Origin of the sequence: Burkholderia pyrrocinia, from assembly GCF_003330765.1 — a bacterium.
Taxonomy (GTDB): Bacteria; Pseudomonadota; Gammaproteobacteria; order Burkholderiales; family Burkholderiaceae; genus Burkholderia; species Burkholderia pyrrocinia_B.
In genome coordinates, this window is sequence record NZ_CP024902.1 from 2548851 (window position 1) to 2567915 (window position 19065).

Genomic DNA, 19065 nt, shown 5'->3' on the forward strand with positions numbered 1-19065 from the left:
GTCGACGAACGCAATCGCCGACGACATTTCGATCGTATCAAATCACGCGGTTTCGTTCCGCGATGGGGGCTGGCAGCAAGATGGAGGATGGCTGATCTGGCGTGTGCCGAGCGGATGCGATGAATGGAGCGCGTGTAGCCCCGCCCGGCTATCATTTTGGCCGCTGAAATGCAAAAACCCCCGCCTTTCGGGCGGGGGTTTCTGGCTTAGGGAGCCTGACGATTACCTACTTTCACACGGGAACCCGCACTATCATCGGCGTAGAGTCGTTTCACGGTCCTGTTCGGGATGGGAAGGGGTGGGGCCGACTCGCTATGGTCATCAGGCAAAGAGGGGTGTCGCGTTGCTTCGCAGCGCGACCAATCTCGGAAGAAGCAGTAATTTTGGGTTGTGAGGTTGCATCTCACACGTACGCGGTACTTCAACCGTCGTACATCGAGTGCCTCGCACTCGACGCTCGATATCCGTAAGCGCTGAAGCGCTAACGGCTATCGAGACAGACTTGTTATAGGATCAAGCCTTACGGGCAATTAGTATCAGTTAGCTGAACGCATTACTGCGCTTACACACCTGACCTATCAACGTCCTGGTCTCGAACGACCCTTCAAGGGGATCTAGTCCCCAGGGATATCTCATCTCAAGGCGAGTTTCCCGCTTAGATGCTTTCAGCGGTTATCTCTTCCGAACATAGCTACCCGGCGATGCCACTGGCGTGACAACCGGTACACCAGAGGTTCGTCCACTCCGGTCCTCTCGTACTAGGAGCAGCCCCCTTCAAATATCCAACGCCCACGGCAGATAGGGACCAAACTGTCTCACGACGTTTTAAACCCAGCTCACGTACCTCTTTAAATGGCGAACAGCCATACCCTTGGGACCGGCTACAGCCCCAGGATGAGATGAGCCGACATCGAGGTGCCAAACACCGCCGTCGATATGAACTCTTGGGCGGTATCAGCCTGTTATCCCCAGAGTACCTTTTATCCGTTGAGCGATGGCCCTTCCATACAGAACCACCGGATCACTATGACCTGCTTTCGCACCTGCTCGACTTGTCGGTCTCGCAGTTAAGCACGCTTATGCCATTGCACTATCAGCACGATTTCCGACCGTACCTAGCGTACCTTCGTACTCCTCCGTTACGCTTTGGGAGGAGACCGCCCCAGTCAAACTGCCTACCATGCACTGTCCCCGACCCGGATCACGGGCCAAGGTTAGAACCTCAAACAAACCAGGGTGGTATTTCAAGGACGGCTCCACCGAAACTAGCGTTCCGGTTTCATAGCCTCCCACCTATCCTACACAGATCGGTTCAAAGTCCAATGCAAAGCTACAGTAAAGGTTCATGGGGTCTTTCCGTCTAGCCGCGGGTAGATTGCATCATCACAAACACTTCAACTTCGCTGAGTCTCGGGAGGAGACAGTGTGGCCATCGTTACGCCATTCGTGCAGGTCGGAACTTACCCGACAAGGAATTTCGCTACCTTAGGACCGTTATAGTTACGGCCGCCGTTTACCGGGACTTCAATCAAGAGCTTGCACCCCATCATTTAATCTTCCGGCACCGGGCAGGCGTCACACCCTATACGTCCACTTTCGTGTTTGCAGAGTGCTGTGTTTTTATTAAACAGTCGCAGCCACCAGTTTATTGCAACCCCTTCACCCTCTGCCCGCAGGGGCATCAAGCTACAAGGGCGTACCTTATCCCGAAGTTACGGTACCAATTTGCCGAGTTCCTTCTCCCGAGTTCTCTCAAGCGCCTTAGAATACTCATCTCGCCCACCTGTGTCGGTTTGCGGTACGGTCATCGTTAGACTGAAGCTTAGAGGCTTTTCTTGGAACCACTTCCAATTGCTTCGCTCCCGAAGGAGCTCGCGCCACACCCTTGAATCCCGCGCCCGGATTTGCCTAAGCGCCTTCTCCAATGCAGCGACCGGGACTTCCAACACCCGGACAACCTTCCGCGATCCGTCCCCCCATCGCATCTAACAATGGTGCAGGAATATTGACCTGCTTCCCATCAGCTACGCATTTCTGCCTCGCCTTAGGGGCCGACTCACCCTACGCCGATGAACGTTGCGTAGGAAACCTTGGGCTTACGGCGAGGGGGCCTTTCACCCCCTTTATCGCTACTCATGTCAGCATTCGCACTTCCGATACCTCCAGCACGCTTTTCAACGCACCTTCGCAGGCTTACGGAACGCTCTCCTACCATGCGAGCATAGCTCGCATCCGCAGCTTCGGTATATAGCTTAGCCCCGTTACATCTTCCGCGCAGGACGACTCGATCAGTGAGCTATTACGCTTTCTTTAAAGGGTGGCTGCTTCTAAGCCAACCTCCTGACTGTTTTAGCCTTCCCACTTCGTTTCCCACTTAGCTATATTTGGGGACCTTAGCTGGCGGTCTGGGTTGTTTCCCTCTTGACACCGGACGTTAGCACCCGATGTCTGTCTCCCGTGATTGCACTCTTCGGTATTCGGAGTTTGCTATGGCGGGGTAATCCGCAATGGACCCCCCAACCATGACAGTGCTCTACCCCCGAAGGTGAGACACGAGGCACTACCTAAATAGTTTTCGGAGAGAACCAGCTATTTCCAAGTTTGTTTAGCCTTTCACCCCTATCCACAGCTCATCCCCTAACTTTTCAACGTTAGTGGGTTCGGACCTCCAGTACGTGTTACCGCACCTTCATCCTGGCCATGGATAGATCACTTGGTTTCGGGTCTACGCCCAGCAACTGAACGCCCTATTCGGACTCGCTTTCGCTACGCCTGCCCTATACGGTTAAGCTTGCTACTGAACGTAAGTCGCTGACCCATTATACAAAAGGTACGCCGTCACCCCTTGCGAGGCTCCGACTGTTTGTATGCATGCGGTTTCAGGATCTATTTCACTCCCCTCCCGGGGTTCTTTTCACCTTTCCCTCACGGTACTGGTTCACTATCGGTCGATCACGAGTATTTAGCCTTGGAGGATGGTCCCCCCATCTTCAGACAGGATTTCACGTGTCCCGCCCTACTTGTCGTACACTTAGTTCTTTCATACTGTTTTCGCCTACGGGGCTATCACCCGCTATGGCCGCACTTTCCAGAGCGTTCGGCTAACAATACAAATAAAGAGTACAAGGCTCATCCCATTTCGCTCGCCACTACTTTGGGAATCTCGGTTGATTTCTTTTCCTGCGGTTACTTAGATGTTTCAGTTCACCGCGTTCGCTTCACATGGCCTATGTATTCAGCCATGGATACTCCAAAAGGAGTGGGTTTCCCCATTCGGACATCTACGGATCAAAGCTCGTTTGCCAGCTCCCCGTAGCTTTTCGCAGGCTACCGCGTCCTTCATCGCCTGTGATCGCCAAGGCATCCACCACATGCACTTGTTCGCTTGACCCTATAACGAGTCTGTCTCATCTTTCGACGCTACAGTCGCTACAGGTTGAGTTCTCGCATTTGTGCCGTATTCCAATTGAGCCGAACATGAAGTTCGAATCATCTTGAGATACATCGATACAATCACAACCCGGATAACTTTCACGTCCATCTCAAGACGCTTCCGCTATCCAAATTACTTACTTCTTCCAGATTGTTAAAGAACGACAGCCGATATGGTTTTCACTCATATCACTCTGACTGGCTCAATCGCCAATGCAAAATTCTCGGTTCAGTGTCTGAACCAAGCACTTAGCGTTGGTGATTGGTGGAGGCAGACGGGATCGAACCGACGACCCCCTGCTTGCAAAGCAGGTGCTCTCCCAGCTGAGCTATGCCCCCATGTACAGAGACTTCCTCAGGTGTATAGCCTGTTGGCATGGGGTACTCGTAAGCGCTAAAGCGCTAACGATCACCGGCACGTCAGACAATTGGTGGGTCTGGTTGGATTCGAACCAACGACCCCCGCCTTATCAAGACGGTGCTCTAACCAACTGAGCTACAGACCCCTGAGTCTGTCCTAATTTACAGCCGATAAGCGTGAGCGCTCAACTTTGCGAGATAGCTCTAGAAAGGAGGTGATCCAGCCGCACCTTCCGATACGGCTACCTTGTTACGACTTCACCCCAGTCATGAATCCTACCGTGGTGACCGTCCTCCTTGCGGTTAGACTAGCCACTTCTGGTAAAACCCACTCCCATGGTGTGACGGGCGGTGTGTACAAGACCCGGGAACGTATTCACCGCGGCATGCTGATCCGCGATTACTAGCGATTCCAGCTTCACGCACTCGAGTTGCAGAGTGCGATCCGGACTACGATCGGTTTTCTGGGATTAGCTCCCCCTCGCGGGTTGGCAACCCTCTGTTCCGACCATTGTATGACGTGTGAAGCCCTACCCATAAGGGCCATGAGGACTTGACGTCATCCCCACCTTCCTCCGGTTTGTCACCGGCAGTCTCCTTAGAGTGCTCTTGCGTAGCAACTAAGGACAAGGGTTGCGCTCGTTGCGGGACTTAACCCAACATCTCACGACACGAGCTGACGACAGCCATGCAGCACCTGTGTATCGGTTCTCTTTCGAGCACTCCCACCTCTCAGCAGGATTCCGACCATGTCAAGGGTAGGTAAGGTTTTTCGCGTTGCATCGAATTAATCCACATCATCCACCGCTTGTGCGGGTCCCCGTCAATTCCTTTGAGTTTTAATCTTGCGACCGTACTCCCCAGGCGGTCAACTTCACGCGTTAGCTACGTTACTAAGGAAATGAATCCCCAACAACTAGTTGACATCGTTTAGGGCGTGGACTACCAGGGTATCTAATCCTGTTTGCTCCCCACGCTTTCGTGCATGAGCGTCAGTATTGGCCCAGGGGGCTGCCTTCGCCATCGGTATTCCTCCACATCTCTACGCATTTCACTGCTACACGTGGAATTCTACCCCCCTCTGCCATACTCTAGCTTGCCAGTCACCAATGCAGTTCCCAGGTTGAGCCCGGGGATTTCACATCGGTCTTAACAAACCGCCTGCGCACGCTTTACGCCCAGTAATTCCGATTAACGCTCGCACCCTACGTATTACCGCGGCTGCTGGCACGTAGTTAGCCGGTGCTTATTCTTCCGGTACCGTCATCCCCCCGCCGTATTAGGGCAGAGGTTTTCTTTCCGGACAAAAGTGCTTTACAACCCGAAGGCCTTCTTCACACACGCGGCATTGCTGGATCAGGCTTTCGCCCATTGTCCAAAATTCCCCACTGCTGCCTCCCGTAGGAGTCTGGGCCGTGTCTCAGTCCCAGTGTGGCTGGTCGTCCTCTCAGACCAGCTACTGATCGTCGCCTTGGTAGGCCTTTACCCCACCAACTAGCTAATCAGCCATCGGCCAACCCTATAGCGCGAGGCCCGAAGGTCCCCCGCTTTCATCCGTAGATCGTATGCGGTATTAATCCGGCTTTCGCCGGGCTATCCCCCACTACAGGACATGTTCCGATGTATTACTCACCCGTTCGCCACTCGCCACCAGGTGCAAGCACCCGTGCTGCCGTTCGACTTGCATGTGTAAGGCATGCCGCCAGCGTTCAATCTGAGCCAGGATCAAACTCTTCAGTTTAAACCTGTTACTGTTTTCGGTTCAGTTAAGAACCGGTCGCTCACTCAAAGCTGACAGGAACATGAATTGCTTCATGAACCTGACTTACTTTAGTGTGAGACTCTTGATACTTTCGCTTTCTGATCCGAGGATCAGCTCGCTTCCATCAAGCGCCCACACTTATCGGCTGTTAATTTTTAAAGAGCATGTCTGCGAGAACCGTTTCGTTTCTCAGCAGCGCTGCGTTTTCAGCAGCAGAGAAGCGAGATTATGAACCGTGTTTCGCAGATCGTCAACAACTTTTTAACCACTTCGTTGCGACTGCGGGGTCCATCTTCCTGCGCCAGCCGCGTGCCTCAACCGCTGCACACCACCGACTTCGCTTTCCCTCTTCCGCGCCGCGTTTCCGTTAGCGCGAAAGAGGCGTGATTCTATGCAGCACGTGACATTCGCGCAAGGGGTTTGAAGCAACTTTTTTACAAAAGCCGCAATTCAGCCGTCTGGCCATGCTTGGACACGAGACCGCTTATGGTGCAAAGAACGGACTAGAATGTGAGGTTCTTCGCCTCTTTCTATATACGTGTTTAATATGCGCCAGCGAATCGCCAAACGCCTCCCCCCCGATGCCGACAAACTGGTCGGCCTGTCGCTTGCGCTCTTCGCCTCGGGCAGCCGCATCGAGGATCGCTTCTGGGAAGCGAAGCTCGATGCGCTGCTCGCCAAGATTGTCCGCAACGGCAACCAGACCACACTCGACGCAGCGCTCGACCATCTTCAGCAGAATCATCCCGATGCGTACGGCGCGCTCGCCGACATGGCCGAGACGCACAGCGAGTCGATGGTGATCGAGCACGACGGCCAACCGTACGATGCGCTGCTGGTCGCCGTCCCGGTTCTCGCCTGGACGCGCTACATGATTCCGTCGGGCCCGCTCAAGGGCGACGTTGCCGACGCGCTGCGAGCGCACCTGCAGGCCCATGTCCTCGCGAACGGCACACTCGTCGGGCTTGCGCCGTTCCTCTACAGCATCGACCAGTTGCCGCGGCACCACGTCGAAACCTACCGGCTTGCCCAGCAACTCGCACATGCGGCGATTAGTCAGCACACGCCCAAGCTGAGCTTCGGCGACCTGCCCGAGACCTCGCCGATCCTGGCCGACCCGCGCTTCCTGCTCGCCGTCGTCGCCGCGCCCGTAGGCACGCCGCTGTTCCGCTGGCAGGAAGAAGAAAGCGGCAGCCGGATCGAGCGCGGCCAGTGCCTCGAGCAATGGACGGCCCAGGGCGGCCCGAACCTGTCGATCGCACTGCCCGGATGCGAGTTCGAATGCCTGCTTCCGGACGCGTACTATTCGGCCTGCCGGGATGCGGACGAACGCATTCGCCCGCACACGGTGCGAACCGCCATTCGTTATCTTTTCGACACACTTGGTGCGGCACCGCAGGAGCTGCGCGCGGTAGTCGCGGGCTTCGGCGAACGCCGTATCGACGAATATCGCGTCGGCTTCACGCGGCGTGCCAGCAACGACGTGATCTACGGTGTCGTGTGGCCGCTCTACGGCCGTGAAAACGGCGACGTGTCGACCGACAACGCGACGCTCGAAGGCGAAGCGCCGATCGAAGGGCCGCTCGAGGAAATCGTCAGCCTGCTGAAGGAATGCGGCGTAACCGACGTCCGCCGGCATGCGGGCCGCTTCGAACCCGAATACTGCGATGACTGCGGCGTGCCGCTCTACGCAGATCCGCTCGGCGAAATCGTCCATGCGGAAATGCCGGAAGACGCATCGCCCGCCCAGCCGCACTTCCACTGACCCGCACCGCAGGCCCGAACGGGCCTGCCCGTCCGAAGCCGCTCCCGGTTCCCTCCGGAGCGGCTTTTTTCTTGTCCGATATTCCGTCGCTCAAAATTTCAGACTTTTCCTAAGCCTTTCAGCCAAGCAGACATCGTGTAAGGTTTTTGTCATTATCGGGGCCGACGCATACCCGACAGCAGATCAATGACTCACCCTTACGGAGGTTGAATATGCGGTTCCTGGTGCTCAATTCAGACGCCGAACGGCGTGACGGACTGAAGGCCCTATTGCGGCAGATCGACCGTCACGCCAGCATCAACGATGCGCCCGACGGATTCCAGGCGCGCCGGCTGCTGCGCACCCAGCGTTTCGACCTCGTCGCGATCGACTGGCTGGACGTTGGCCGGCTCAGTGAGCTTCAGGCGCTTTGCAGCGCGTGCTCGCCGACACCCGCCGCCGTTCTGATCGACGAAGCCTCGCCGGAAGCCATCCAGCGCTTCTTCAACTATGGGGTCGCGGGCGTAATCCCGCATTCCACGCGGCCGCACCTGATCGTGCGTGCGCTCGAGATGGTGCTGCTGGGCGGACACTACATCCCGCCGATTGCCCTCAGCCTGCTGCCCTCCACGGCCGCGGCGCGCCACGATGCCCATTTCCAGACGCTCGCCGGATCGCTTCCACGCCGCCCGCCGAGCGGCCTCTTGTCGCCGCGGCAAGCGCAGATCATGCGCTTCGTCCACATGGGCAGCACGAACAAGATGATCGCCCGCACCCTCGGCATCAGCGAAGGCACCGTGAAGATCCACCTCGCCAGCATCTTCCAGCAGCTTGGCGCCGCGAACCGCGCCGCCGCGGTCGCGATCTACAACGGCTGGCTGTCGCCCCACCTCGAGGTGCTGCTGGCCAACCGCAGCCGCGCGCGCAAGCCGGCCATCGGCGAACGCGGCACGGTTCCACTGCGTACGCAACGGAACGACCATCCGTACCCGCTGCCGGCCGCGAATGCCGACGCGCAGGACCTGCCACTCGCCGCCGAACCGCCGGCGCGGTTCCGGCGCGAACGCTAGGCAAACAGTCTCGATATTGCGACGGTCGACATGTGCGGATTCCCACCTTTGATGCTCAACGAGTAATATGAACGCATGGGTTTTCTTTTCACACCGCTTCCGCTCTGGATTGGCATCGGTGGCTGGATCGCCGCCGTGGCGCTGCTCGCGCTCGCGATCTGGAATCGCCCCTTCGTGCGCCTGCAGGACGCCACGCTCCAGCACGTGTGGCTCGCGCTCGTCACTGCGATTGCGGTCCTCTGGGCCTCGAATGCGTGGCTCGACGATGGCATCGTCATGCATCTGCTTGGCGCAACGCTGCTCGTCACGCTGTTCGACTGGACACTCGCATTGATCGCGATGGGCGCCGTCACGGCGGTTGCCGCGATCATCTTCGACGCGCCGTGGCAGGGCATTGGCCTGACCTATCTGATCTACGGCGCGCTGCCTGTCGCCGTGTCGGCGTTGCTGCAGCGCGCCGCGCTCGCATGGCTGCCGCACAACCTCGCGTCGTTCATCACCGGCCAGGGATTCCTGTCGCCGGCCATCGCGATCATCGCGGTCGCCGCCGCCGCGGCCGGTGTCCAGCTCGCCCTCGCGGATGGCGTGCCCGTCGTGATTCCGGCCGGCTATCTGCTGAACACTGCGCTGCTCGCGCTTGGCGAAGCATGGTTCACCGGCATGGCGACGGCACTCATCGCCGTCTATCGCCCTGCGTGGGTCACGACCTTCGACGTCCGGCGCTATCGCCTCGGCGGCCCGCGCGCCTGAATTTCCTTCGGATCCGGGCACCGTCAACGCGTGCCGGCGGCACCTTCCGCGGCGCGGGAGAGTACGCCATCTACTGCCGCACAACTTTTTTACGCTAAGATTGAACTCCTGTTCTTCATCGGGCATCTATACGTGCCCGATGTCTCATTCGCTCCTCACCAATAACCAGATGGACAGCTCACCTGCCTCGCTCCGGATTTTCCGGGCGCTCGGCAAGCTGGCAGCCTGTATCGCGGGCCTGTCGCTTGCGCTTCCGACTCCGGCATTCGCCGACCTGCTCGACCAGCGCTCCGAACTGATCAACAAATTCGTCAACGAAATGCATGCCGATCCGCTCGCCGCCGATTGTGCGGCGCACGGCAGCTTCATCGCCAGCACGTCGTCGGCCTTCGACCGCGTCGACTTTGCGCCGAACGCATTCGACAGCGGCAACGCGACGATCACGCCATGGAACGACTCGTTCGACCAGGGCAAGCAACGCGTGAAGGTCGACAACATCGTCACTGTCGACGGACTCGGCATCCACAGCGACGGCGGCGACCCGACGCCGCTGAAATTCCGTTGCGGCTATGTCGGCCAGCAAATGCTCGCGTTCAGCTGGAACGACCCCGTTCCGCCGCTGAAGCCGCGTGTCGAACGCTCCACGTCGTCGACGAAGAAGTTCAAGGGCAAGTCGCACCGAGGCAAGGTCAAGGCGAAGGCATCGGGCCGCCCCGGCAAGAAGGCCGTCGCAACGACGAAATCGGGCGGCCAGAAGAAAGCCGTGAAGAAGAAAACCGCGAAGAAATCCTGATACGGCGGAGCAGCAACAACAGAAGCAAAAAAGCCGGCGCATCCTGAGATGCCCCGGCTTTTTTCATACGACGACGATACGCTTACGCGAACGTGTCGACGTGCACCAGGATCGCGGCCAGCATCGCCGCGCCGAGCGCCGCACTGCGTTCGCCATTCCAGCCGACCCGCTCGTCGGGCAGGTTCGCGTTGTCCTTGAACGGCATCTCGAGCGTCAGCGACAGGCAGCCGAACTGGTGGCCGATGTACTTCGACGCAAGCTTGAGCGCGTCCTCCTTGTACTTGCTCGCCGCATAGCCATGCTCGGTCTGGAAGTCGGGGCTCGCGACCTTGAACGCGTCGATGAACGCGGTCTGCTCCTTGCCCTGCTGCTCGGTAAAGCTCGGCAGCATCTCCGAACCGGCGACGAACACGTACGGCAGATCCTCGTCGCCGTGAATGTCGAAAAACATGTCGCAGCCGATCGCGTGGATCGCGTCACGCACGGCCAGCACCTCGGGGCTGCGCTCGGCATCGGGCGCCATCCACTCGCGGTTCAGGTTCGCGCCTGCCGCATTGGTGCGCAGGTTGCCGTGCACGCTACCGTCCGGGTTCATGTTCGGGACGATGTGGAACGTCACGCGATCGTAGAGCTTGCGCGCGACCGGATCGCCGGCCCAGTCGCCCCATCCGGCCAGCCGCTTGACGAGGCCTTCGACGAACCACTCGGCCATCGTCTCGCCGGGATGCTGGCGTGCGATGATCCAAACCTTCTTCTTCGGCGCGCCGCCGGTTTCCGGCGTGCCGAGCGTCAGCAGCGACATCGGACGGCCTTCGACCGTGCGGCCGAGTTCGACGACGCTCGTCTGCGGCAACTGCTGGACCGCGCCGAGAAATGCCGCGTGACGCTCTTCCGAGTACGGTTCGAAATACGCGTAGTAGATGCTGTCGAACTCCGGCGTATGGTCGATGGTCATCGTCTTGCCGTCGAACGTCGTCGGCACGCGGAACCAGTCGACCCGGTCGTAGCTCGCCACCGCGCTGTAGTTGCGCCAGCCCGACGGATAGGCGCATTCGGCCGCGTTCTCGAACGTCATCACGCACCGCTCGCCGCGCGCACCGGTCAGGCGGAAATAAAACCATTGCGCGAATTCCGAGCGGCTGTCGCCGCGCACACGCAGCCGAATCGCGTCGGGGCTGTCGCACGACACGACGTCGATTGCGCCTGCGTCGAAATTGCTGGTGATCGAAAGGGTCATCTGTCTCTCCTGTGTCGACCAGAGTTAGTGCTTTAGCACTTACTCTGGTCCCATGCAAAGCTGTCGACCAGAGTTAGTGCTTTAGCACTTACTCTGGTCCCATGCAAAGCTGTCGACCAGACTCAGTGCTTTAGCGCTTACTCCGGTCCCATGCAAAGCTGTCGACCAGACTCAGTGCTTTAGCACTTACTCCGGTCCCATGCAAAGCTGTCGACCGGAACAGGCAGTGTGCCGCCCGGCCTCATGCATGTGCCGGCCATCTCGTGCACGGCCGGCATGGTCACTCGCCGACTCGCCGGCGATATACGTAAGTCGAATCGTTCGACGCAGCCGCGTCGAACGCATAGCCTTCCGTCGCGAAATCCTTCAGCGCCTTCGGCTCGGTAATGCGGTTCTCGACGATGAAACGCGCCATCAGGCCGCGCGCGCGCTTCGCATGGAAGCTGATGATCTTGTAGCGGCCGCCCTTCCAGTCCTCGAACACCGGCGTGATGACGGGCGCCGCCAGCAGTTTCGGCTTGACCGACTTGAAGTATTCGGTCGACGCGCAGTTGACCAGCACGCGCGCCGCGCCGCTGCGCGTCTCGAGCTGCTCGTTCAGCGCCCGCGTGATGCGGTCACCCCAGAACGCGTACAGATCCTTGCCGCGCGCGTTCGCGAAGCGCGTGCCCATCTCGAGCCGGTACGGCTGCAGCAGGTCGAGCGGACGCAGCAGCCCGTACAGGCCCGACAGCACGCGCACGTGCTGCTGCGCATAGTCGAGATCGACGGACGACAGCGATTTTGCGTCGAATCCTTCATAAACGTCGCCGTTGAAAGCGAGCACGGCCTGCTTCGCATTGGCCGGCGTAAAGATGGGCGACCAGTCCGCGTAGCGCTGGAAGTTCAGGCGCGCGAGCGGATCGGAGATATCCATCAGCGTCGCGATGTCCTGCGGCGAAAGCTTGCGCAGGCCGTCGATCAGCTCCGACGCGTCGTCGACGAATGCAGGCTTCGTGTAAGACTGGACATGCGCGGGCGTATCATAGTCGAGGGATTTGGCGGGAGAGAGAACGATTATCATAGAGGCTCGCTGGCACGCCGTGCCTTGCGGTCAGACGAAAACCACCGATTGTAACGAATGACCTGCTCTCTCGCCCCGCACGCCGCACATCGCGTCGTGCTCGACTCGAACGTCTGGATCGACATCCTCGTATTCGACGACCCCGCTACGCGCCCGATCCGTGCCGCGCTCGAGCGCGGCACGCTTGCCGCCGTGATCGACGGCCGCTGCCTGACCGAACTCGAGTACGTGCTCGATTATCCGCAGTTCCAGGCGCGCGCGATCGACAAGGCCGCCGCGCTCGCGACCGTCGCCCGCCTCGCGAGCCTCGTCGAGCCGCCGCCCGTCGACGCCGACGCGCCGCCGCTGCCGAAGTGCAAGGACCGCGACGACCAGAAGTTTCTCGAACTCGCCCGCGCCGCGCAGGCCGAGTGGCTCGTCTCGAAAGACCGCGCACTGCTGAAGCTCGCGAAGCGCACCGCACGCGACTTCGGCTTCCGGATCGCACAGCCCGCGCCGTTTGCCGAGGCCTGCGCACTCGACGCCGCACCGACCGCCACTGCCACGCCAACCTGACGCACGCCGCACCACCCGATTTCGACCGTATCGATGAACGCTCCTTCAGACATGCCAACGACTCCCGTTTTCCCCTCGCGCCTGCCGAACGTCGGCACGACGATCTTCACGGTCATGAGCGCACTTGCCGCCGAAAAAGGCGCCGTGAACCTCGGCCAGGGCTTCCCGGATTTCGATTGCGATCCGCGCATCGTCGACGCGGTCGCGGCAGCGATGCGCGACGGGCACAACCAGTATCCGCCGATGGCCGGTGTCGCGCCGCTGCGCGACGCGATCGCCGACAAGATCGCCCAGGTCTACGGCCGGCGCTACGATCCGGCCACCGAAATCACCGTGACGGCCGGCGCGACGCAGGCGCTGCTGACGGCGATCCTGTGCGCGGTGCATCCGGGCGATGAAGTGATCGTCGTCGAACCGACCTACGACAGCTACCTGCCGTCGATCGAACTCGCAGGCGGCAAGGCTGTGTTCGTCACGCTGGAGGCGCCCGACTACGCGATCCCGTTCGACCGGCTCGCGGCCGCGATCACGCCGAAAACGCGCATGATCCTGATCAACACGCCGCATAACCCGACGGGTACCGTGTGGCGCGAGGCGGACATGCGCAAGCTCGAGGATATCGTGCGCGGAACCAACGTGCTGATCCTGTCCGACGAGGTCTACGAGCACATGGTCTACGACGGCGCGCGCCACGAGAGCGTCGCGCGCTATCCGGGACTCGCCTCGCGCAGCTTCATCGTGTCGAGCTTCGGCAAGACCTATCACGTGACGGGCTGGAAGGTCGGCTACGTCGCGGCGCCTGCCGCGCTGACCGCGGAATTCCGCAAGGTCCACCAGTTCAACGTATTCACGGTGAACACGCCGATGCAGATCGGGCTCGCCGACTATCTGCGCGACCCGGCGCCGTACCTGGCGCTCGCGGGCTTCTATCAGAAGAAGCGCGACTTCTTCCGTGCCGGCCTCGAGCGCACTCGCTTCAAGCTGCTGTCGTGCCCGGGCACGTACTTCCAGTGCGTCGATTACTCGGCGATCAGCGACCTGCCCGAAGCGGAATTCTCGAAGTGGCTCACGTCGGAGATCGGCGTGGCCGCCATTCCGGTATCGGCGTTCTATCACAAGCCGCACGAATCGGGGGTCGTACGCTTCTGCTTCGCGAAGCAGGAAAGCACGCTCGCGTCCGCGCTCGAACGGCTCGCCCGCCTGTAAGTCCCGTACGGGCGGCCACGCGCCGCCCAGGCGGAACCGCACTTACGAACGCGCGCCGTTCGTCGCTTCGATATAAGCCTTGCGATCGGCTGCCACGCGCTGCGCGGCAGCACGCTCACCGACCTTCTTCCCGTGCGCCTTCCAGTCGATGCCTGCATCGAGCAGGAAATCGCGTCCGAACACGGCCTTCGTCGCCATCCCGATGACCGGCAGATGGATCGATGCGGCGATGTCGGCGAGGCTGAACGACTCGCCGAGCACATACGGCGAAAACTGCGTCATCTGCTTGAACGCATCGATCGCGCGCGGCAGGCGCTTCTCGACGTGCGCCTTCATCCCGTCGCTGACCTTGCCGCCGAAAAACGCTTCCGTATAGACCTCGCGCGCCATCCATTCGAGATACAGCTCGAGCGTCTCGACCAGTTCGCGCACCTTCGCGGCTGCGAACGGCCCTGCCGGGAAAATGGCTTTCTCGGGATAGCGCGCCGCCAGGTATTCGACGATCACCTGCGACTCGAACAGCGCGCCCTCTTCGGTCTTCAGGAACGGAATCTTGCCGAGCGGCGAATCGGCAAGCTGGGCCGGATCGCTGATCGGCAAACCGCACACGGACTCCTCGAACGGGATGTCGTGCTCGAGCAGAACGAACTTCACCTTGTTGTAGTAGTTGGACAACGGGATACCGCACAGCTGTAGCATCGGAGTCTCCTTCCTTGCTGAAGCGCAGCCGCAACGATGCCGGCCGCATCGGGATTCGTCGCGCTGAAAAGCACGTTCGTGCTAGTCTAAAGCAAGTTTCGTGTCCGTCACGACAACATTACATCCGCTGCGGCGTCAGCCGCGCCTGTCCGCACAATACGTGCAGCGCCGCAGCCCCGCCATCCGATGGAGACACGCTCGCATGAGTGCTGAACTGCTGGCCTCGCGTCCGCCCGAGAGCGATTCGACGCTCGTCCTCACGCTATCCAATCCCGGCGCACGCAACGCGCTGCATCCCGACATGTACGCGGCCGGTGTCGAAGCGCTCGCCACTGCCGAGCGCGATCCCGGGATTCGCGCAGTCGTGCTGACGGGCGCCGATCGCTTCTTCTGCGCAGGCGGCAACCTGAACCGGCTGCTCGACAACCGTTCGAAGGATCCGTCCTACCAGGCCGACAGCATCGATCAGCTCGGCGCATGGGTGACGGCAATCCACGCATCGACGAAGCCGGTGATCGCGGCGGTCGAAGGCGCCGCGGCCGGCGCGGGCTTCTCGCTCGCGCTCGCGTGCGACCTGATCGTCGCCGCGCACGATGCGAAATTCGTGATGTCGTACGCGCGCGTCGGCCTTACGCCCGACGGCGGCGGCTCGTGGTTTCTCGCCCGCGCGCTGCCGCGTGCGATCGCGGCCGAGATCCTGTTCGAAGGCAAGCCGGTCGCCGCCGAACGCCTGCATGCGCTCGGCGTCGTCAATCGGCTCGCCGTGCCCGGCGCGGCACTGACCGACGCGCTGGCATGGGCCGACGCACTCGCCGGCATCTCGCCGAATGCGCTCACGCGCATCAAGTCGCTGCTCGACGACGCGACGATGCAGCCGCTCGAACCGCATCTCGGCACCGAGCGCGATCATTTCGTCGCATCGCTGCATCATGCGGACGGGCTCGAAGGCATCACCGCATTTCTCGAGAAACGCCAGCCGCGCTACAAGCGCTGATCCGCCATGTCCTGTTTCGAATTGCCTCGCCGCCGCCGCATCTACCTGATGCGGCACGGCGCGAGATTCGCGGCGGCCACCTGTCCGACACTCCTCCGCCCGAACAGCATCGCGACGCGTTCCTGCGCGTGCTCGACGGCATCGAGCCGGAATCGACGCGCTTTCTCGGCGGCAAGACGATCGGGGAACTGATCGATCGCGTGCTGCCGCCGCTCGACGCGCTCCGCGCCGAGCGCTCGTGGGATACGGCGCTGCTCGTGCTGCACGGCGGCGTCAACTGCGCGCTGCTGTCGCATGCGACGGTGCCCGGCCAGCGCCGGTTCATCGGTCATCTGTCGCAGGCGACCGGCTGCATCAACGCGCTCGATGTCGGCGACGATCTCCCGCCCGCCCGCGCATACGCATACGCATCGGCGGACACGTTTCCGTCGTCAGCAGCCCGCGTCGATCCATGCTCTAATGGCCGCCTGTCGCGGCGCGCTGCCGGCGCCGTTTTCGCGCATGCAACACAGGAGTTGACGATGATCGACGTCTATAGCTGGGCGACCCCGAACGGCCACAAGGTGCACGTCATGCTCGAGGAAACAGGCCTCGCCTATCGTGTGCATCCGGTCGATATCGGTGCGGGCGACCAGTTCGAGCCGGAATTCCTGAAGATCAGCCCGAACAACAAGATCCCCGCGATCGTCGATCCGGATGGCCCCGGCGGCAAGCCGATCTCGCTGTTCGAATCGGGCGCGATCCTGATCTATCTCGCGGAGAAGACCGGCAAGTTCCTGCCGACCGATCCGGCCGCGCGCTATGCGACGCTCGAGTGGCTGATGTTCCAGATGGGCGGTGTCGGCCCGATGCTCGGTCAGGCGCACCACTTCCGCCTGTACGCGCCGGAAAAGATCGAGTACGCGGTCAACCGCTACACGAACGAAGCGAAGCGCCTGTACAACGTGATGGAAAAGCGCCTCGGCGAATCCGAATATCTCGCGGGCGACGCGTACACGATCGCGGACATTGCGACGTTCCCGTGGACGCGCTCGTGGCAAAACCAGGGCATCGTGCTCGACGAGTTGCCGAACGTGAAGCGCTGGCACGAGGCGATTTCCGCACGACCGGCCGTGCAGCGCGGTGTCGAAGTGCTCGCATCGATGCGCAAGGCGCTGCAGGACGACAAGGCGCGCGAGGTGCTGTTCGGCGCGACGCAATACGCGAAGCACTGACACGCACGTGACGGGCGGAGCGGCATCCGTGCATGCCGCCCCGCGCTTCAGAAGTAATGCAGTGTGATGAATTCCGCCGCGCAGACAAGCAGCGGCGCGTCGGGACGCTCGACCTGCATCGACACCGACCAGGTCACCTGCACGCCGCCCTGCGCGGCCTCGGCGGTTTCCTTCACGGCAAACAGCGCGCGCACGCGCGCACCGACCGGCACCGGCTTCAGGAACCGCACGCGGTTCAGTCCGTAGTTCACGCCCATCTTCTGCTCGAAGCGCATCGCGTCGGTCATCAACGCAGGAATCAGCGACAGCGTCAGGAACCCGTGCGCGATCGGGCCGCCGAACGGCGACTCGCGCCGCGCGCGTTCGGGATCGACGTGAATCCATTGATGATCGCCGGTCGCGTCGGCGAAACCATCGACGCGATGCTGGTCGATCGCGATCCAGCCGCTCGCGAGCGGCTCCGCGCCGACCCGTGCCTGCAGCGCCTGCGCCGACGCGATCAGCGGCAATGTCACGTCGGTCATGCGTTCGTGCCTCCCGGATGGCGCAGCCCGAAGATCACCTTGGTATGCACGGTGATCACCGTCTCGCCGCTGCCGTTGACGCCGATCCATTCGGTCGACACGATGCCGCGATCGGGCTTGCTCTCCGACACGCGCTTGTCGTGGATCTTCTGGTGCATCGTGATCGTGTCGCCGGCGCGCACGGGCTTGAGCCAGCGAATCGAATCGATGCCGGGCGAACCCATGCTGGTCGAGTCCGGTCCCAGCTTCTTGATGAGCAGGCTCATGAACACCGAACACGTATGCCAGCCGCTCGCGACGAGCCCGCCGAACGGCGATGCTTTCCCGGCTTCCTCGTCGAGGTGGAACGGCTGCGGGTCATAGCGTTTCGCGAACGCCTTGATGTCGTCGGGCTCGAACGTGTAGCGGCCCACTTCGGTGGTGCTGCCGACCACCAGATCTTCGTAACTGATTCCCACTCTGTGTCTCCTTGTACGGCGCGCTCGCGCGTCGCCGTCATGCCACGTCGGCCTGTGCGAAATCGGGTAGTGCCGCGATGCGGGCAAGATGATGATCGGTATCGCCGAGCGTCGTTTCGATGATCGACAGCCGCTTGAACAGGTGCGCGGCGGCAACCTCGTTGGTCACGCCCATGCCGCCGTGCAGCTGGACGGCCTGCTGCCCGACGAAGCGCGCGGCCGCGCCGACACGCGCTTTCGCGGCCGACACGGCCTTACGTCGCGCATCGGCATCGCTGCTCGCGTAGCGCACCGCTGCCAGGTAGGTCAGCGAACGCGCCTGCTCGGCATGGATCAGCATGTCGACCATCCGGTGCTGCAGCGCCTGGAAACGCGCAATCGGCACGCCAAACTGCTCGCGCGTCTTCGTGTATTCGACCGTGGCGCGATTCAGTTCGTCGAGCGCGCCGACCGCTTCCGCGCACAGCAGGAACGTCGCGTAATCGGCAATCTGCTCGAGCGCCGCCGCGTCGCGCGCGCCGCCCGTCAGCCGTCGGGCAGGCGTTTCATTGAATTCGATCGTCGCGGCGCGCTGGCCGTCGATCGTCCGATAGTCGACCATCTTCGCGTTCGCTGCATCTTGCTCAACGACAAAGAGGCCGATGCCGCCGCCGTCGACGCGCGCAGGCACGATCCACGCATGCGCCTGTGCGCCGTGCTGCACGACCGACTTGGTGCCGGTCAGCCGGTACGTGCCGCCCTGCTCGCGCGCATGCGTGTCGAGCTCGAACAGGTCATAACGTGCATGCGGTTCGTGGAACGCGACCGCCACGCGCTTCTGTCCCTGCGCGACCGCTTCCAGCAGCGCGGCATCCTCGCCTGCGCCGGAGCCGGCGATGCGCAATGCCTCGACGCCGACCGCCGTTGCCCAGTACGGCTCGATCACGAGCGCGCGGCCGAGCTCCTGCATCACAACCAGCATGTCGACCGGGCCGCCGCCGAAGCCGCCCTGTGCGTCCGGCACGGGCAGCGCGGTCAACCCCAGTTCGGCGAACGCGCTCCATTGCGTGTCCGACACGCCCGTGTCGCTGCGCACGATTGCCTGGCGCGCGTCGAAACCGTATTGCTCGCCGAGATAACGGCGCAGCGCGTCGGCGAACTGCTGCTGCTCATCGGTAAAACTGAAATCCATCGTTGTCTCCTGTCGATCAGAGTTAGTGCTTTA

The 19065-nt window shown here is 61.4% G+C and carries 14 protein-coding genes, 2 tRNA genes, 3 rRNA genes and 1 pseudogene; 9 read left to right on the plus strand and 11 right to left on the minus strand.

Going from position 1 to position 19065, the window contains the following annotated elements:
* Positions 1-213: 213 nt before the first annotated feature.
* The 5 genes from rrf to CUJ89_RS12325 form a co-directional block, all read right to left on the minus strand.
* Positions 214-326 (minus strand): 5S ribosomal RNA (gene rrf, locus CUJ89_RS12295).
* Positions 327-509: 183 nt separating this feature from the next.
* Positions 510-3391 (minus strand): 23S ribosomal RNA (locus CUJ89_RS12305).
* Positions 3392-3695: 304 nt separating this feature from the next.
* Positions 3696-3771, minus strand: a tRNA-Ala gene (locus CUJ89_RS12315).
* Between the two features lie 90 nt (positions 3772-3861).
* A tRNA-Ile gene (locus CUJ89_RS12320) sits at positions 3862-3938 on the minus strand.
* A 62-nt stretch (positions 3939-4000) separates the two neighbouring features.
* Positions 4001-5533 (minus strand): 16S ribosomal RNA (locus CUJ89_RS12325).
* Together the 16S, 23S and 5S rRNA genes with 2 tRNA genes alongside form the textbook arrangement of a ribosomal RNA operon.
* 568 nt (positions 5534-6101) lie before the next feature.
* Between CUJ89_RS12325 and CUJ89_RS12335 the strand changes: the two genes are divergently transcribed.
* The 4 genes from CUJ89_RS12335 to CUJ89_RS12350 all read left to right on the plus strand — a co-directional run bounded on the left by CUJ89_RS12335 (position 6102) and on the right by CUJ89_RS12350 (position 9911).
* The gene (locus CUJ89_RS12335; protein ID WP_114177559.1) at positions 6102-7319 is read left to right on the plus strand and encodes a DUF2863 family protein; all 1218 of its coding nucleotides are present in this window, start codon (positions 6102-6104) and stop codon (positions 7317-7319) included.
* Positions 7320-7531: 212 nt separating this feature from the next.
* A complete protein-coding gene (locus tag CUJ89_RS12340; protein ID WP_114177560.1) occupies positions 7532-8368 on the plus strand; it encodes a response regulator transcription factor in 837 nt (278 codons plus the stop codon).
* A 75-nt stretch (positions 8369-8443) separates the two neighbouring features.
* Complete coding sequence (locus CUJ89_RS12345) at positions 8444-9118, plus strand: energy-coupling factor ABC transporter permease (protein WP_114177561.1); 675 nt, start codon at positions 8444-8446, stop codon at positions 9116-9118.
* 139 nt (positions 9119-9257) lie between these two features.
* The gene (locus tag CUJ89_RS12350) at positions 9258-9911 is read left to right on the plus strand and encodes a BspC domain-containing protein (protein WP_114177562.1); all 654 of its coding nucleotides are present in this window, start codon (positions 9258-9260) and stop codon (positions 9909-9911) included.
* A gap of 82 nt (positions 9912-9993) precedes the next feature.
* Here the strand turns inward: CUJ89_RS12350 and CUJ89_RS12355 are convergent, their stop codons facing one another.
* Positions 9994-11148, minus strand: a complete 1155-nt coding sequence (locus CUJ89_RS12355) for a M14-type cytosolic carboxypeptidase (RefSeq protein ID WP_114177563.1) — start codon at positions 11146-11148, stop codon at positions 9994-9996.
* 280 nt (positions 11149-11428) lie between these two features.
* Positions 11429-12211: a peroxide stress protein YaaA gene (gene yaaA, locus CUJ89_RS12360; protein ID WP_114177564.1), complete on the minus strand. Its 783-nt coding sequence runs from the start codon at positions 12209-12211 to the stop codon at positions 11429-11431.
* Positions 12212-12268: 57 nt separating this feature from the next.
* Between yaaA and CUJ89_RS12365 the strand changes: the two genes are divergently transcribed.
* Positions 12269-12766 carry a putative toxin-antitoxin system toxin component, PIN family gene (locus CUJ89_RS12365; RefSeq protein ID WP_114177565.1) on the plus strand — a complete coding sequence of 166 codons (498 nt, stop codon included), beginning with the start codon at positions 12269-12271 and terminating at the stop codon, positions 12764-12766.
* Positions 12767-12799: 33 nt separating this feature from the next.
* On the plus strand, positions 12800-13972 hold the full coding sequence (locus tag CUJ89_RS12370) for a pyridoxal phosphate-dependent aminotransferase (protein WP_114177566.1): 1173 nt from the start codon (positions 12800-12802) through the stop codon (positions 13970-13972).
* Positions 13973-14014: 42 nt separating this feature from the next.
* Here CUJ89_RS12370 and CUJ89_RS12375 read toward each other — a convergent pair whose 3' ends face one another.
* A complete protein-coding gene (locus tag CUJ89_RS12375; RefSeq protein WP_114177567.1) occupies positions 14015-14671 on the minus strand; it encodes a glutathione S-transferase in 657 nt (218 codons plus the stop codon).
* Positions 14672-14873: 202 nt separating this feature from the next.
* Here CUJ89_RS12375 and CUJ89_RS12380 point away from each other — a divergent pair, with 202 nt between their 5' ends.
* The 3 genes and pseudogenes from CUJ89_RS12380 to CUJ89_RS38260 all read left to right on the plus strand — a co-directional run bounded on the left by CUJ89_RS12380 (position 14874) and on the right by CUJ89_RS38260 (position 16879).
* Entirely contained in the window at positions 14874-15665 is a 792-nt protein-coding gene (locus CUJ89_RS12380) for an oxepin-CoA hydrolase, alternative type (protein WP_114177568.1), read from the plus strand.
* 80 nt (positions 15666-15745) lie between these two features.
* A pseudogene (locus tag CUJ89_RS38515) lies at positions 15746-15985 on the plus strand (histidine phosphatase family protein); the annotation flags it as partial.
* A 201-nt stretch (positions 15986-16186) separates the two neighbouring features.
* Positions 16187-16879 (plus strand): glutathione binding-like protein, encoded by a 693-nt coding sequence (locus CUJ89_RS38260; RefSeq protein ID WP_201752306.1) that lies wholly within the window; start codon positions 16187-16189, stop codon positions 16877-16879.
* A 47-nt stretch (positions 16880-16926) separates the two neighbouring features.
* On the opposite strand, the gene CUJ89_RS12390 is transcribed toward CUJ89_RS38260, so the two are convergent.
* The 3 genes from CUJ89_RS12390 to CUJ89_RS12400 are packed head-to-tail and all read right to left on the minus strand — an operon-like array spanning position 16927 to position 19032.
* Positions 16927-17403: a MaoC family dehydratase gene (locus tag CUJ89_RS12390; RefSeq protein ID WP_114177570.1), complete on the minus strand. Its 477-nt coding sequence runs from the start codon at positions 17401-17403 to the stop codon at positions 16927-16929.
* A complete protein-coding gene (locus tag CUJ89_RS12395) occupies positions 17400-17861 on the minus strand; it encodes a MaoC family dehydratase (RefSeq protein WP_114177571.1) in 462 nt (153 codons plus the stop codon). The genes CUJ89_RS12390 and CUJ89_RS12395 overlap by 4 nt, the downstream gene beginning before the upstream one ends.
* 37 nt (positions 17862-17898) lie before the next feature.
* Positions 17899-19032 carry an acyl-CoA dehydrogenase family protein gene (locus CUJ89_RS12400; protein WP_114177572.1) on the minus strand — a complete coding sequence of 378 codons (1134 nt, stop codon included), beginning with the start codon at positions 19030-19032 and terminating at the stop codon, positions 17899-17901.
* Positions 19033-19065 lie beyond the last annotated feature (33 nt).